This window comes from Bradyrhizobium sp. AUGA SZCCT0283 (genome assembly GCF_018130385.1).
Lineage (GTDB): Bacteria > Pseudomonadota > Alphaproteobacteria > Rhizobiales > Xanthobacteraceae > Bradyrhizobium.
The window spans coordinates 223,824-238,878 of the sequence record NZ_JAFCLU010000005.1; the positions used below are offsets into that span (position 1 = coordinate 223,824).

16 protein-coding genes and 1 pseudogene are annotated in these 15,055 nt (G+C 63.0%); 5 read left to right on the forward strand and 12 right to left on the reverse strand.

The genetic code is table 11. The features are described from left to right. Positions 1 to 32 precede the first annotated feature (32 nt). From JQ624_RS10170 to JQ624_RS10195, 6 genes and pseudogenes are all read right to left on the reverse strand, one after another. Complete coding sequence (locus JQ624_RS10170) at positions 33 to 371, reverse strand: HNH endonuclease (RefSeq protein ID WP_212418730.1); 339 nt, start codon at positions 369 to 371, stop codon at positions 33 to 35. Positions 372 to 474: 103 nt separating this feature from the next. Continuing rightward, positions 475 to 684 (reverse strand): annotated as a pseudogene (locus tag JQ624_RS10175) (hypothetical protein); the annotation flags it as partial. Between the two features lie 40 nt (positions 685 to 724). Further along, entirely contained in the window at positions 725 to 1,393 is a 669-nt protein-coding gene (locus JQ624_RS10180) for a hypothetical protein (protein ID WP_249129632.1), read from the reverse strand. 58 nt (positions 1,394 to 1,451) lie between these two features. Then, complete coding sequence (locus tag JQ624_RS10185) at positions 1,452 to 2,732, reverse strand: DUF2254 domain-containing protein (protein ID WP_212418731.1); 1,281 nt, start codon at positions 2,730 to 2,732, stop codon at positions 1,452 to 1,454. A gap of 168 nt (positions 2,733 to 2,900) precedes the next feature. Continuing rightward, entirely contained in the window at positions 2,901 to 5,144 is a 2,244-nt protein-coding gene (locus JQ624_RS10190; protein WP_212418732.1) for a CHASE3 domain-containing protein, read from the reverse strand. Between the two features lie 18 nt (positions 5,145 to 5,162). Then, complete coding sequence (locus tag JQ624_RS10195; RefSeq protein ID WP_212418733.1) at positions 5,163 to 5,567, reverse strand: response regulator; 405 nt, start codon at positions 5,565 to 5,567, stop codon at positions 5,163 to 5,165. A 181-nt stretch (positions 5,568 to 5,748) separates the two neighbouring features. On the opposite strand from JQ624_RS10195, the gene JQ624_RS10200 reads away from it, so the two are divergent. Beyond that, on the forward strand, positions 5,749 to 6,639 hold the full coding sequence (locus tag JQ624_RS10200) for a DMT family transporter (protein WP_212418734.1): 891 nt from the start codon (positions 5,749 to 5,751) through the stop codon (positions 6,637 to 6,639). 60 nt (positions 6,640 to 6,699) lie between these two features. On the opposite strand, the gene JQ624_RS10205 is transcribed toward JQ624_RS10200, so the two are convergent. Next, entirely contained in the window at positions 6,700 to 7,374 is a 675-nt protein-coding gene (locus tag JQ624_RS10205; protein WP_212418735.1) for a BA14K family protein, read from the reverse strand. Positions 7,375 to 7,642: 268 nt separating this feature from the next. Here JQ624_RS10205 and JQ624_RS10210 point away from each other — a divergent pair, with 268 nt between their 5' ends. The 3 genes from JQ624_RS10210 (at position 7,643) to JQ624_RS10220 (ending at position 9,366) form a co-directional block, all read left to right on the forward strand. Then, positions 7,643 to 8,053: an NADH:ubiquinone oxidoreductase subunit NDUFA12 gene (locus JQ624_RS10210; RefSeq protein ID WP_212418736.1), complete on the forward strand. Its 411-nt coding sequence runs from the start codon at positions 7,643 to 7,645 to the stop codon at positions 8,051 to 8,053. 75 nt (positions 8,054 to 8,128) lie between these two features. Next, complete coding sequence (locus JQ624_RS10215) at positions 8,129 to 8,572, forward strand: MarR family winged helix-turn-helix transcriptional regulator (RefSeq protein ID WP_212418737.1); 444 nt, start codon at positions 8,129 to 8,131, stop codon at positions 8,570 to 8,572. 71 nt (positions 8,573 to 8,643) lie between these two features. After that, complete coding sequence (locus JQ624_RS10220; RefSeq protein WP_212418738.1) at positions 8,644 to 9,366, forward strand: hypothetical protein; 723 nt, start codon at positions 8,644 to 8,646, stop codon at positions 9,364 to 9,366. 429 nt (positions 9,367 to 9,795) lie between these two features. Here the strand turns inward: JQ624_RS10220 and JQ624_RS10225 are convergent, their stop codons facing one another. After that, positions 9,796 to 10,500, reverse strand: a complete 705-nt coding sequence (locus JQ624_RS10225) for a DJ-1/PfpI family protein (protein WP_212418739.1) — start codon at positions 10,498 to 10,500, stop codon at positions 9,796 to 9,798. A gap of 112 nt (positions 10,501 to 10,612) precedes the next feature. On the opposite strand from JQ624_RS10225, the gene JQ624_RS10230 reads away from it, so the two are divergent. Further along, a complete protein-coding gene (locus JQ624_RS10230) occupies positions 10,613 to 11,551 on the forward strand; it encodes a GlxA family transcriptional regulator (RefSeq protein ID WP_212418740.1) in 939 nt (312 codons plus the stop codon). Positions 11,552 to 11,568: 17 nt separating this feature from the next. Here JQ624_RS10230 and JQ624_RS10235 read toward each other — a convergent pair whose 3' ends face one another. The 4 genes from JQ624_RS10235 to JQ624_RS10250 all read right to left on the reverse strand — a co-directional run bounded on the left by JQ624_RS10235 (position 11,569) and on the right by JQ624_RS10250 (position 15,013). Then, positions 11,569 to 12,081 (reverse strand): hypothetical protein, encoded by a 513-nt coding sequence (locus JQ624_RS10235; RefSeq protein ID WP_212418741.1) that lies wholly within the window; start codon positions 12,079 to 12,081, stop codon positions 11,569 to 11,571. 166 nt (positions 12,082 to 12,247) lie between these two features. Beyond that, a complete protein-coding gene (locus tag JQ624_RS10240) occupies positions 12,248 to 13,129 on the reverse strand; it encodes a hypothetical protein (protein ID WP_212418742.1) in 882 nt (293 codons plus the stop codon). Positions 13,130 to 13,314: 185 nt separating this feature from the next. Next, positions 13,315 to 13,611: a hypothetical protein gene (locus JQ624_RS10245; protein ID WP_212418743.1), complete on the reverse strand. Its 297-nt coding sequence runs from the start codon at positions 13,609 to 13,611 to the stop codon at positions 13,315 to 13,317. 181 nt (positions 13,612 to 13,792) lie between these two features. Continuing rightward, complete coding sequence (locus JQ624_RS10250) at positions 13,793 to 15,013, reverse strand: citrate transporter (RefSeq protein ID WP_212418744.1); 1,221 nt, start codon at positions 15,011 to 15,013, stop codon at positions 13,793 to 13,795. Between the last annotated feature and the right edge of the window lie 42 nt (positions 15,014 to 15,055).

Consider the following 15,055-nt stretch of genomic DNA (forward strand, 5'->3'; position numbering starts at 1 on the left):
CGCACCCCGATAGCTTCCCGGCGGATCAAGCCTTAGGCGTAAACCTGCTTCACCAATTCGGGCAGGATCTCTTTGAGTCGCCGGTGACTGATGAGCGGGGTGGCGGCGATCTCGGCGAGCCGCCGTTCAATATGAGGCCATTGATTTGTTTCGCGCGGGTCGGTGTCGTTCTTGGCGAGATTGCAGGGGTAGCAGGAGAGCACGCGATTGCCCCGGATATTCTGCCCTCCCTTTGAGAGCGGGATGAAATGGTCGATGCCGGCTCTGACTTTGCCGTCCCATTTTATTCTGGGGAGTCCTGTGTTGCAGTAGGCGCATCGTCCACCCCAATCCACGTAGCAGCGTTTGTAGTTCAAATTGGGCACGGTCATTGGCTCTTCCGAGAATCCTTATATCCAGGTTTTCCTTCTCCATACACCAACTCGGCACTCAAAACGACGCTTGCTAGCGCGGAGAAGCTTGCGCCTTGCCCGCTCACCCCGTCAGCGCGCGGCGGACCATGTTGGCCAGCTGAGACTTCCGATACGGCTTGGTCAGCAGCAGCACGCCGGGATCGAGGCGGCCCTGATGCACGATGGCGTTGTCGGTATAGCCTGAGGTGTAGAGCACCTTGATGCCGGGCCGGAGCTTCAACACCTTCTCCGCCAGTTCGCGGCCGGACGTAATGACATCGGTGAACAGGAGGTGGTGGAGATGCTGCCTGCATCTCCAATGTCAGCCGCGATCAGCCCCCCGGGGTCCGCAGATTGTCGATCAGGATATAGACGCTGACCAGAAGCACCCAAACGGGCAATACAGCAAAACTCCAGCTGATGAACGAGCTGCCGATCAGAAGTACCAGTGCCAGTAAAAATCCGACCAAGGCAATCCAGCGCGGAACGATGCCGGTGCGGATTACGACGGTTGACGTAGAAATCATGAACACCGCAGCCATCTTGATCGCGTACACGTTCATGATGATGTATGAGGCGGCGCGCGCGAAGCGAAAGGTGGTGGAACTGATCAACTCGTTGGGCTCGGAAACCGAAGCTACCAGCATGATTGCGCCTATTGTCGCGGCGGACGTGAACAGCATCGCCAGAAACAATAAAGCGCTGCCGAAAAATACAGTCGCGAAAAAGCGGTCCTCAAGGTGACCGAGCCGATCGCGCAGTACGCCGATGAACCAAAGGAAGGCGACACCGGCAAACGGGACCAGGTTCAACGCAACAGCTATCGTTCTTGTATCGGAAGCAAGCCACGCGCCGGCCTCCAGCGGATCGTCCGGAATGGAGCGCCGTAGCAGCCCAAGGATCGCAAATATCAAGACGGAAAAGGCGATGCCCGCGATGGCGGCGGCCTTCGGAGTTTTCAACCCCGCATGAGTGAGAGTGCCATTCTCCGGCATCGCCATTGATCCTTGTTACTGCAACCAGTCGACTTGAAGCTCAAGTTGAACTCGCAGGATGCCTTCAGTGTGCTGTTCCAGGGTGGCCGCCCAGCCCCTGAGCATCCGCGACACGGGCGAGCGCCAACTCTTCGGGATACGTGAAGTGTTTCTCGATTTCGAGGTCGAGCAAGGCCAGCTGTTGAAGCAGCGCTGCATGGCGGTGGGCCGGCAACGTCTGGACCAGGTTTTCGATCATCGCCCGCAGCCGCCTCACGACTTGCAGGTTGTTCGCACCGCAGCTGCGGATCTCGCTGAATGCCAGATGCACAAATTCCTCCCAGTTGGGTGTCCGGAAGATCACGCGCAGCTGTCCGGAGGCATCCAGCAATTCGTCAGTACGCAGGTTACGTTTGCCGACCAGCCGGAGCATGCGATGGAGTTGGTCTATCGCGAGTACGGCTGTGGTCGGATCGTTGATCGCCGGGGACAACGCCTTGAGCGCAATGTCGACGACAATGCGAAACGCGAATGTGGGGTCTTGCTCCATCGTGCGCTCCGACCCGAGGGCGACCGACGCACGCAATGTTTCTTCGGCGATCGAGCGATCGCTGAAATACAGGTTGAACATGGGTTCGTCCACCGCGACAAAATCGCCGATTTGGGGAACGAATTCGATCACGCCGTTCGACCGCGCGGCCGCAGCCTTTAGCAGATCAAGATTGACCGCAAGAATGATGCCCGACGTTCCCTGATGGCAAATGACGCCGCTTGGAGAGCCGAGATTGGGGTTTTGGTTTTCCCGGGTGTCGGGCCTGGCAGCTGGATCTGGATACACGCTTTCGATGACCGCCAAGCCGTCTGCACCAACTTGGACCAGAATACTAACAGGGCGCAGCAATCGCGATGCGTAATCAATCAAATAGAAGAAGGCTGCGAAGGACAATATGCCGAGCAGGGTGGCGAGCAGCATGACCAATTGGTGAACATCCTTGACCATTTTATTCTGCGCGCTAAGCGAGAACATCAACGTAAAGATGAAAAGACCAACGGTGTATCTGACGACATCGTTTCGCAACAGCGTGGTGGCGATAATTCGGGGGGTCATCTGCGCGCTGGCGACCTGAATGGCTACGAGCAACGACCCAAAGGTGAAAACCACGAACGAAAGCGTTGCCGTGACGAAAGTCTGGAGCAACGCCTGTGCGCCGCTCACGCTGTAGTCCATGGGGCTCCATCCGTACCAGGCGTCAAGGCCGTGCACTAACCGCGTGGCGATCAATTCAAGCGGGATGGCAACGAATGGTACGACCCAGAGTGACGCCTTGATATAGCTCCTGACGCCGAATAATCGATTCCAGTTCATCGAGCTATTCTCTGCTGAAATGCCAAAAGGGGCACGGATAGAATCTCGAAAGTCCTGCGTCGGAAATCAATTTTAGCTTTGCTGCCCTTTTTCCCGGCGCTGCTTGACCCAAATCAATCAAAGCGGGGGCGCAGGGGCCCGATTGTTCGCAGAGATCTCCGCCCGGGTTTACGCGGCGCCGCCGGTCAGCGCGCGGCGGATCATGTTGGCCAGCTGAGACTTCCGATACGGCTTGGTCAGTAGCAGCACGCCGGGGTCGAGGCGGCCCTGGTGCACGATGGCGTTGTCGGTATAGCCGGAGGTATAAAGCACCTTGATGCCGGGCCGGAGCTTCAGCACCTTCTCCGCCAGTTCGCGGCCGGACATGCCGCCGGGCATGATCACATCGGTGAACAGGAGATCGAACGCCTGGCCGCCTTCGATCAGGTTCAGCGCCGCCGGTCCATTGGCGGCGCCGACCGTGCGGTAGCCGAGGCTCTGCAATTGCGCGGTGACGAAGTTGCGCACCAGCGCGTCGTCTTCCACCACCATGATGGTTTCGTTGCCATGCGGCAGCGGCGCCACCGCGGCTGGCGCGGCCTCGATCTGGCCGCGGGCAGGCGGCAGATAGAGCTTGATGGTGGTGCCGTGGCCGATCTCGCTGTAGATCCGGATGTGCCCGCCCGACTGCTTGACGAAGCCGTACACCATGCTCAGGCCGAGGCCCGAGCCTTTGCCGACCTCCTTGGTGGTGAAGAACGGCTCGAACACCTTGTCCAGCACGTCCCGCGACATGCCGGCGCCGGTGTCGCTGACCGCGAGCATCACATAGGGGCCGGGTTTCACGCCGGGGTTGGCCTGCGCATAGGCTTCGTCGAGCACGACGTTGCGCGTCTCCAGCAGCAGCTTGCCGCCGTTCGGCATCGCGTCGCGGGCGTTGATCGCCATGTTGAGCAGGGAGTTGGCGAGCTGCGAGGCGTCGATGTGGGCGGTCGCCGTTTCCTGCTCGAGGATCGAGTTGACCTCGATCTGCTCGCCAAGTGTCGGGCGAAGCAATTTTGCGATGTCGAGCACGGTGGCGTTGATGTCGACATTGCGCGGCTGCAGCGGCTGGCGGCGGGCGAAGGCGAGCAGATGCTGGATCAGCTCGCTGCAGCGTTCCGCCGCCTGGTCGATCAGTTCGGCTGTTTTCTGCAACCCCGGCTCATGCGCGAGGCTCGCGACCAGCGTTTCGGTGGTGCCGGTGATCACCGTCAGCATGTTGTTGAAGTCGTGCGCGACGCCGCCGGTGAGCTTGCCGATGGCGTCGAGTTTCTGCGATTGCAGCAGCTTGTGCTCGGTTTCGCGCGAGGCGGTGGCGTCGTGATAGACCAGCGCCGCGCCGCTGATGGCACCCGCGGCGTCGCGCAGCGGCCGGCCACTGATCATCAGATGAACGGGCGGATTGCCGCTGACGGGTCGCACCACGATTTCGGTGGCGTCGAACGCTTCGCCGCGCAGCGCCCGCGAGGCGGGCATGTCCTGGACCAGCAGGGGCGTGACGCCGTCGGCATGAAAAACCGTGCTGAGCGACCGCAACAATTCGACCGTCATGCCGGGACGATAGCGCAGCATCTTCTCCGCGGCCGGATTGGAAAGCAAAATCTCTCCCTTGGGGTCGATGACGAGCACGGCCTCCGCCATGCTGTGAAAGGTGCTCCGCAGTACGGCCGCCGAAAGCCTGAGTTCGTCATGGGCTGCGACCAGATGCTCGGTGCGCTCGGCGACCGCTGCCTCCAGCGCCTCGTTGGTGGCCTGGGTGGCGCTGAGCGAATCCTGCAGTTGCCGGCGCGAGCGGCGGGTCGACACCGTCAGAACGGTGGCGAGGATCAGAATCAGTGCGACGCCGGCGAGATCGATCGCCAGCAGGAACATCCCGTTGGTTTCGGATTCGGCGCGTCTCGCGAAGAGCAGCCTGCGCTCTTCCGCCACCGCCTTTTCAAGGTTCCCCGCAATCGCGGCCGTCGCCGCACGGTCCTCCTGGCCGACGAGTGCCGCGACGGCGGCGCTGTCTCCCGCGGTCCGGAGCCTGATCAGCTCGCCATTGATGGCAATCTGGCGCTCCACCAGCGCCTTGGTCTCTTCGATCAGCTGCTTTTCGGTGGGATTGGCCTTGACGGCCTCGATCAGTGTCGCGAGCGCGGGCAGGATCGTGTCGCTGGCCTCGCGGTATTCCCTGGCGAATTCTTGATCGCCGCTGATCGCGAAGGCGCGCGCCGCGCTTTCCGTCCGGCGCAGCAGCGGGCGCATGTCGGAGATTTTGCTGAGTATTCCAAGCGCGCGGTCGACGGAAGCGTTGTCGGACCGCGACTTGAGGTCCAGACCGATCGAGGCAGCGCCGATAACGAGGAGGATAGCGAGGCCAATTCCAAGAATGATACGCTGCGAGGGCATTGCCAGTTGCTTACTTCACTATTTCGAGTGGCGCGCGGAAGCTTTCGGTGTGGTGATGCACTGATTGACCGAGGTCAACAGCGCATCCGGCGTGAACGGCTTGCGCAGGCAGCGTACCGCGCCGAGCTCGATGGTCATGCGCAGGAAATCCGGTGCGCGCTCGGCGTTGGCGAAGGCGTAGCCCGACATCGCGATGATCGGTATGTCCGGCTTGCGCTCGTGAAACATCCGGATGGCTTCGAAGCCGCGCATATGCGGCATGAACACGTCGACCAGCATGACGTCGAAATCGGAGGCTTCGAGTGCGCGCATTCCCGCTTCACCACCGTCGGCAACGGTGACCTCGAAACCCTTGCGCGTCAGACAGACCTCGATGGCAACGCATACCATCGGGTCGTCATCGACCACGAGAACGCGCGGCACGATGATTCCTTCTTCCTCGGGCGGCGGCCAGATGACCAGCACATCCCATGTGACGATTAAGTCGAAACGCCGACAGGTCGTCTGTATGATAGAGTGCACATAAAAGTTGTTTGAGGGCAATTCCGTTTCACTGTGTCAGAACGAGAACAAATGTACTTCCGGTTCCGGATCTAAGCCCGCCATGCCCCCGATCGATCGCGCGGGGCGGCTGTCGCCGCTCGGGCTCGTCCTGCTCGCCATTACGTCGGTCGGGTGGGGCCTCAACTTTCCGATCATGAAAAATTTACTGACCGAATGGCCGCCATTGTCCTCGCGCGGGCTGTGCGGCATCGCGGGCGCGGTGGCGTTGGCGCTGTTTGCGCTCGCGCGGCGGCAGAAGTTGAGCGTGCCGCGGCCGATGTGGCTGCGGTTGCTGCTGGTCTCGATGCTGACGATCGGCGGCTGGGTCGCGTTCATGGGGCTCGCGCTGTTGTGGCTCAACGCCAGCGAGGCTGCGGTGCTCGGCATATCGATCCCGGTCTGGGTGGCGTTTCTGGCATGGCCGATCCTGGGTGAACGGCTTTCGCCGCTGCGCGCCGTCGCGCTGACGGTCGCGCTCGGCGGCATCGCCGTGCTGATCGGTGGCAACGGCATCGAGGCCAGCGTCGAAAAATTGCCGGGCATCGCGTGCGCGCTGGCTGGTGCGGTGTGCGTCGGCCTCGGCACCGTACTGACCAAGCATTTCCCGCTGGCGATGCCGCCGCTGTCGCTGGCCGCCTGGCAGATCGGGCTCGGCTGCCTGCCGATCGCGATCGTTGGCCTTGCGGTCGAGCAGCCGCAACTGGCCGCGTTGTCATACGTCGGCTGGCTGTCGCTGCTCTATATGACGCTGATCCAGTTCTGCCTTTGCTATGTGTGCTGGTTTGCCGCACTGGAGCGGCTGCCGGCGGCGACGGCCTCGATTGGAACCTTGCTGGTCCCTGTCATCGGGGTGCTTGCGGCGGCGGCGATGCTGCGCGAGCCGCTCGGTCTGCGCGAGATCGCGGCGCTGGTGTTCACGCTGGGCGGCGTTGCCGTCGCGCTACGCTCCTAGTTCTGGCACGAGAAGGGCGGCGCACTGGAATGCGCCGCCCTTCGAACTCATGACATCGTGCTATTCCGCCGGGCAGGGGTGCCGTAGCCCGTCATAGCCGAGATACGTTCCTGATGCCGGATCGTAGGATTTGTACCTCTGCATGCAGTACGCCACGGCATCATCGCCGACCGGTGGCGCCGCGGCGACCACGCTGTCGTCGTAATACCCATAGGAGTCGTCGTAGTAATAGCCGTAGGTCGACCCGATGCCGGCACCGACCACGAACCCCGGCCAGAAACCGCCGCCACGGTGGCGATGATGATGGCGATAGCCGCCGCCTTGGTAGACGCCACCTTGGTAGACGCCGCCCGCGACTGGACCTGCGCTGACGCGGGGCTGAACAACGCCAGTGCCGGCAACGGCGCCAGATCTGAAGCCGCGATCACCGCTGGGTGCAATGGCCGCCGCGCCAGCTCTGAAGCCGCCACCGCCGCCGGGTGCAACGGCCATGCCGCCACCTCTAAAGCCGCCACCACCGCTAAAGCCGCCACCACCGCCGGGTGCAACGGAAGCGCCACCACCGCCCCTACCGCCACCACCGAGAGCTGCTGCGCCGCCACCCCTGGCACCGCCGCCACCGGCCGCCGCGCCGCCTCTACCGGAATCCTGCGCCTGCACGGCGCTGATAGGGGCGACCATCGGCAACACCAGCGCGATTGTCGCGGCTGTACTCAAAACTTTCAGATTGATCATTGTTGGCTCCATTTGCGGGATATAGGGCCTAATCCGTTCAGCGGGCGGACGTTCCCGAGGCCGCGTATTGATTGCGCGCAAGCTGAGCCTGTCAGGCTGGAACTGTACGTGGAATGAACGGATTGCGCCGATTCCGCGACCATGCGCGGGCGTGATCGGGCGGTGCAAAGTACGGGTCCGGCAGGGCTGCAATATCAGCCTTTGTCTGGACAATCCGTCCCGCCGGTGGCATCAGAGCGGCACGACATCTCGAACCGGCCGAGCCCTCATGAAGCTGTTTCTGCTGAAATTTTTCACCTGGTGGAGCGGCCAGACGTTCGGCACGCAATTGTGGACGTGGCGATTCGGCGAGTTGGTCGGCCAGGACGAGCAGGGCAACCTTTACTATCGCACCAAGGGCCGCAAGATCGATCCGACGCTCGGCTTCGAGCGGCGCTGGGTGATCTACAACGGCTATGCCGAGGCGAGCCGGGTGCCGCCGTCATGGCATGGCTGGCTGCATCACACCGTCGATGTCGCCCCGACCGAAGAGAACTACACGCCGCGGGAATGGGAAAAGCCGCATGTTCCCAACATGACCGGCACACCCGCGGCCTACCGTCCCTCCGGCTCGACGCTCGCCAGCGGCCGCCGCCCCAAGGCGACCGGCGACTACCAGGCCTGGACGCCGGGAAGCTGACTTCACGTTTATTTTAGCTGATGAGCTTTCGGGATCCTCTTGCCGGCTTCGATACGTGTATATACACTTATATCCATGAAGCAACTGAACGAGACGGATTCCACTGACTACATGGCTGCGGCCGGCTGTTTCTGCCTGGCGTCGCGGCAGGCCGCCCGAAAGATCACGCGGCTCTATGATTCGTACATGCAGGAAGCGGGAATTAGGGTCACCCAGTTCACCATCCTGTCGCAGTTGATGCTGCGGGGTGAACTGCCGATCGGCAGGCTGGCCGGCATTCTCGGCATGGAGCGCACCACGCTGACCCGCAACCTCGCGCCGCTCGAGGAGCAAAAGTGGATATCGATCAAGGCGGGCGACGATCCGCGGGCCCGCATGATCGGCATTACCGGGCAGGGGCGGAGTGCGGTGCGCCGCAGCTTTCCCTATTGGTCGAAGGCGCAGGCGCACATCGGCAAGTTGCTCGGTGCTGACGGGCAGGCCGCGCTGAAACTTTTGGGATCCCGGAATTTGGAGTGAGACAGGACGGGACCTTCGTCCGGCGTTTCGTTCATCTCAATAGGTGTAAATACACGTAATGGAGAAATGTCATGCTCGACTTCATCGGAACCATCGTCCTCGTTGCCGCGATCATCTTCAGCATCAATGCGCTCACTGGCGCGATGCCGATCGGCACATCACAGCGTATTGCGCTTTCCATCGGCGCGGGCCTGTGGACCGGTCTGGCCGCTGCGCTTGCGGGCGCGAACCTGTTCCTCGGAACAAATCCGGTGGGGCCGCCGACGATCGGCACGATGATCGTGCTTCCGCTCGTCGCCACTGCCGTTGCGGCCTCGATCTCGCCGTCGGTGCGCGCTGCGCTGCTGGGGATGCCGATGCCCTTCCTGATCGGTCTGAATGTCTGGCGTGTGGCGGGAGGATTTTTCCTTCTCCTCGCGGCCGAAGGCCGGCTTGCGGGACCATTTCCAACCTCGGCGGGCTGGGGCGACATCATAACCGGCGTGTTGGCCTTGCCGGTGGCCTGGCTCGCACTGCGCGGGCAAGGCAGGGCGCTGGTCTGGACCTGGAATGCATTCGGCATGCTCGATCTTGTGGCCGCGCTTGCATTCGGAATCATCTCCGCGAACGGCTCGCCGCTGCAGATCATTCACGTCGGGCAAGGTTCGGAAGCGGTGCAGCTGCTGCCATGGTCGCTGATTCCGACCGTGCTGGTGCCGATGTATCTGATCGTGCACGGCATTATCTTTGCGAAGCTGGCGAAGGTTGGCCAGCGCGCGCCGGGGCTGAAGCCTGGCGTTGCGCTGCACATATGATCCCGTTTTGCATCGGCTCGGCTGTGGATAGCGGGATCAGCGGGTACAACCATCGCGGCCGCCTTGCGCTCCCCGCGAGGCTGCGGCTCAATAGGGACATCTTACGGAGATGGGAAACCATCGCGTCGGTGTCGGGCTCCAGTCGCGACTGTCCCGGCGAGCAGCGGCCACCGAGTAGGACACGGCCGGGAAATAGGCCCCTGGTGCAGAGGTTCTGAAATCGCCCGCTAATGTGTGGCTGCCGTAGGACAGGAAAGGCCGTCTGGGAAACCAGGCGGCCTTTTTCTTTGTTGCTCTTCGTCATCGTCCGCCCTGTGCGCAATTGCGCACTGGGGCGGACGATCCATTACTCCGTGATCTCTCGGCTCCAGTTGACACCTGCGATTACTGGATGCCCGCCTGCGCGGGGCATGACGGCGGAGGGAGAAGTCACTCCAGCCGCGCGGCGGCACGGTCGATCATCTCGCCGCGGCGGATCTGCGCCTGCGCAATCCTGTCTTTCATGAAGGCGAGCACTTCCGGCGGCGCTGTGTCCGGCGAGCCGGAATTGAACGGCGGCGCGGGATTGTATTCGAGGCGGAGCTGGATCGCTTCCGCGGTCCTTTGGTCATGCAGCAGCGAGACCAGCGTCAGCGCGAAATCAATCCCTGCGGTGACGCCGCCGCCGGTGACACGGTTGCGGTCGACGCAGACGCGCGTCTTGGTCGGGATCGCGCCGAAGGCTTTCAGGAAATCCATCGCCGTCCAGTGCGTCGCCGCGCGGTAGCCTTTGAGCAGGCCGGCGGCGCCGAGCACCAGCGAACCCGTGCAGACCGAGGTGATGTATTTTGCGCCGGGTGCCTGCTTGCGCAAGAAGGCCAGCATCTCCTCGTCGTTGATCATGTCGTCGGTGCCGAACCCGCCGGGCACGCAGATGACGTCGAGCTGCGGGCAGTCCGCAAAGGTCGTGGTCGGCGTCAGCACCAGCACGGAATCGCTCGTCACCGGCTCGATCCGTTTCCAGATCAAATGCAACTTGGCGCCGGGCAGGCTGGAGAACACCTGCAAGGGGCCGGTGAAATCAAGCTGGGTGACCTTTGGGAACAGCACGAGACCGATCTGCAGCGGCGTGGGCGTGGGAGACGGCGCGGACATCGTGACCTCCGGAAAAATTGGCTTGACGGGAGGCATCCTGACATGGTCGCTTCATGTCAGAAATGGCATATTTCCCTCATTTCAGGACATCAGCCAAAAAGCGAGCTGCATGATGATCGGCGTTCTCGTGTTTCCGGATTTCCAGTTGCTCGATGCCGCCGGTCCGATTTCGGTGTTCGAGATCGGAGCGCGCTTTGCCGTTGGCGCCCCCGCGATCAGGGTTGTGGCGGTGACGCCGGGACCGGTGCGTTCATCCTCGGGCGTCGAGATGCTCGCACGCGGACTAAAGCCGTCGGGCGCGATCACCACCCTGATCGTCGCGGGCGGCGAGGGCGTGCGGCAGGCGGCGGCCTGCGCGAAGACGCTCGGCTTCGTGCGCGCCATGGCCAGGCGTGGCGTCCGCATCGCCAGCGTCTGCTCCGGCGCCTATATCCTCGCGGAGGCCGGCCTGCTCGACGGCCGCCGCGCCACCACGCACTGGCAGCGCACGCGGCATTTTCTCAAAACCTATCCACAGGTGAAGCTCGAGCCGGACCGCATCTTCGTCCGCGACGGCGACATCTGGACGTCGGCCGGGATCTCGGCCGGCATCGACCTGTCGCTGGCGATGATCGCGGAAGACTACGGCGACGAGATCGCGCAGAAGGCCGCAAAGCAACTCGTGCTCTATCACCGCCGCAGCGGCGGCCAGTCGCAATTCTCCTCGCTGCTGGAACTGAAGGCGCCGAATGGCCGCTTCGGGCCGCTATTGGCCTGGGCCCGCGAGAATCTCGATGCGCCGCTCACGGTCGAGGATCTCGCCGAACAGGCCGGCATGAGCTCACGGCACTTTACCCGCGCCTTCATGGCGGAGACCGGGACCACGCCGTCAAAGGCGGTGGAGCGGTTGCGCATCGAGGTGGCGCGGCAGCGCGTGCAGTCCTCCAGCGAGGCGATCGAGCGTGTCGCGCAAACCACCGGCTTCCGCGATCCGGAGCGGATGCGCCGCGCCTTCATCCGCGCCTTCGGCCAGCCGCCGCAATCGCTGCGCCGCGCGGCAAGGGCGGGGTAAGGACATTGGCAAGGCCGTCATCTGCGAAAATCCACCCGGCCTTGTGTAAAGTAACCGTCTATTCTCCGATCGCTCACCACCAGGCCGACCCAGGGCACCGTGATCTCCGGGTTGTTCAGGTTGATATACTTGCCCACCAGCCGGCGCGGACCTTCGCGCCTTGCGTCGATGAGGCCCCGGCGCTTGCCGGAATCCCAGTCGAATAACAGGTACACGCGGACCCCCACGATTCTCGCTTCGCCCCGGCCCTGTTTCCATTTATCGGGGGCGTCGCCCGGTATGGTGGGATCCGCAGCACCCTTCCAGCGGCTCGACCACTGACCTTCGATCGTGTCGTGCGGATAGCTGTTATCTCCAGCGCTCCACGGCTTTGCATTTTCATCGGTGGCGGATTCTTCCGGCGCCGTGTTGCGGGCGAACTGCGTCACGTCATCATCGTTGGGGTTTGGAACGTCCAAGACGCCGAACGGATTTCGGGTTGCCGGATCGTTTCCGGACACGGCGTTTCGCTTGGCGCTTTCGGATTTCATCGGTGTCTCCACTGCAATGGCCGTGCTTCGCTCCGAACGGCATGGCCGGCTTCGTGAACGGTGCGATCGCAGAATGGAGGCGTGGTGGCCACCCGATTTCCGGGGAAACCTTGCTGGCTATGTCGAACGTCTTCGACGCTCTATGACTGAGCGCCGTTCACTGGGCTCAGGCGACGTCGGCTTGCGCGCTCGGCGTCTCCTCCGCGAGCAAGGCGTCGAGATCGACGAGCTGCGGATCGTCATGCTCGGGTTCGCCGAGTCCTGCGCTGCCGTGAAGATGCATCAGGGTCTGCACACGACGGGCGTTGAGATGGTCCACATGCTGATGCTGCAGCGCTACCGGCAGCAGCGCTTTGGGCAGTCCGACCAGCGCAAAGGCCGGAACCTTGCGCACCTCGTCGCCCTCGCGCCAAAGCAAGGGATGGAGGGTGTAGATCAATTGCCGGTCGATCTCCGCCGATTGTGGCTGCTCCGACTCGGATGGCGCGAGGCTGGCGAGGTTGGCATTGCCCGCACGCGTGCGCACCGCGGCGGACCGCAGCTCCCAACATATCAAGTCCGCCGCCGCGAGAACCTCGCGGCGCACGGCATCCACGTTGCTCGAAAACCTGGTCGCTTCCGGTATCGACATCGCGCCTTTGGTGACGGCCTCGACCAGCGCGGTGGCGCCGCCATCAAATCCTGGCGCAGCCCGCTCGATCGCCGCAGCCATCGCTTCGATCTGGTCAGCCATCGTGTCGCGATCGCGCTGCGCCTTGGCATCGGCCAGGGCGCGCTCGGCCGAGGCGACCTGCTCGTCGAACTCCGCCAATTCGGCACGCCATGTCTTGGCGCGGTCTTCGACGGCGCGCATGGCGGCTTCTGCGCGATCGAGCCGGGCATTGGCCGCCCCGGCTACCGCCAGCCGTTCGGCGGCGGCGCGTTTTTCTGCAAGTTCCGCTTCGGCGACGCTCAGCCGCTCGGCCAGCTTCTGCCGAGCCGCCAACTTTTCCTTCAGCGCGTTCTCGAAGCGCTCGATCGGGCCGAGCTCGCGCTTAAAAAATGCCATGGCAATACCCCCGCGCCTCACGATCGTCCGCCGAATCAGCGGGCCGATTCGTTACAGGCAAAATCTAGCCTGAAACTTGGATGACATTGCGGCTTAAGTCTGTTTGGCGAAACCGCGCGGTGGATGATGGCCGGCGATGGGCCGGCCATCACCTTCGGTGCGCGCGGGCTGAGGCGCGCCGTCGCTCAGCTATGCTTCTTCAGGAAGATGCGCGCGCTCTGGATATTTTGCGCGGCGTGGATGCGGGCGCGCTCGAGCGGTGTGACGACACCGTTCGCCTTGGCTTGGTTCTCCAGGTTCTGCACGCGCGCCTGGCCCTTCAGCAGCTTCTGGGTTTCATTGAAGTTCAGGTCGCCATCCTGGACGCCCTTGAAGATGCGGTGCTGTTGTGCGTTCTGGCGCGCGTTGATCAAGGGCGTGCCGGCGAAGCTGGTGGCCGATGTAACGGCCAGAAGCAGCGAAGCAAGAATAACGGTCCTCATCACAATTCTCCTTTGCGTTGCTGTCGCGGGCTGCGACGACACCACGTCGGCGCTCGACCCGCGAACACGCACAGGATGGCCGACGACGGCTGCGAGGAATGTGCGCGCTGTCACGAAATCGCGTGGAATTACAAACGTTTAATGACCTCGCAGATGAATGGATTGTCAGAATTGAAAGCGGCTAATGCGGCGCGTCGGGGTGCCAGCCGAGCACCGCCAGCATCACTAAGAATCCGATGACATAGGCAACGGCCACCGGCCAGCCCTGGCCGACCCAGCGGCCGACGGATTTGGCTTCCGGATACATGTTCGACAGCGCGACGCCCGCCGACGAGCCGAACCAGATCATCGATCCGCCGAAGCCGACGGCATAGGCCAGATAGCCCCAGTCGTAACCGCCCTGCTTCAGCGCGAGCGCGGTGAGGGGAATGTTGTCGAACACGGCGGAGACGAAGCCGAGGCCGAGCGCGGTCGGCCACGAGGCGGCGGGTAGTTTCTCGACCGGCATCAACGAGGCCGCGGTGACGAGCGCGAGCAGAAAGACGGTGCCCTTGAAGGTTTCGGGCATCACCTTCCAGTCCGGTGCGCGCAATCCGGCCGTCAGCAGAATGACAGCCCAGACGGCGATACCGAGGACGGGGAGGGCGTCGAGCAGGGCAGGGAACTTGACGTTGGCGGTGATGTTTGCGGCCAGCGCGGCAATCAGAATGGCCGCGACGATGAAGACCCGCACGGGATCGATCTTCAGGCCTTTCGACGGGTCTTTCTGGATCGGCGAGTAGCGCTGTTGCTGAATGGAGGCGGGCACCGCAAAGATCAGCATCGCGACGATGGCTGCAACATAGGCTTCCACCACGGCGAGCGGGCTCACGCCGGCGATCCACATCATGGTGGTGGTGGTGTCGCCGACGACGCTGCCCGATCCGCCGGCGTTCGAGGCCGCGACGATGGCGGCGAGATAGCCGATGTGAACCTTGCCCTGGAACACGTGGCGCGCAACAGTGCCGCCGATCAGGGCGGCGGCGATATTGTCGAGGAAGCTCGACAGCACGAACACCAGGACGAGCAGCACGACGCCGCCCTTCCAGTCGTCCGGCAGCAGCGCCGGCATCTCATCCGGAATCCGGCTTTCCTCGAAATGCCGGGACAGCAGCGCAAACCCCATCAGCAGCAGGAACAGATTGGCGAGCGTGACCCACTCATGCGCCATGTGATGGCCGAGGCCGGCCAGGCCCGCACTGTGCTTGAATCCAGTGAAGACCAGTTTGTAGACGATGATCGCGGCAAGGCCGGTCAGCGCGACCTGAAGCGTCTTGTGATGGAACAGCGCGACCCCGAGCAGCGTCAGCGCGAACAGGATGAAGTCAACGGGTATCCCGAATACAAGGATGGGTTCGATCACATCGGCCTCGGATAAGCGCGAGAGAAATTCACAGGTTCAGGT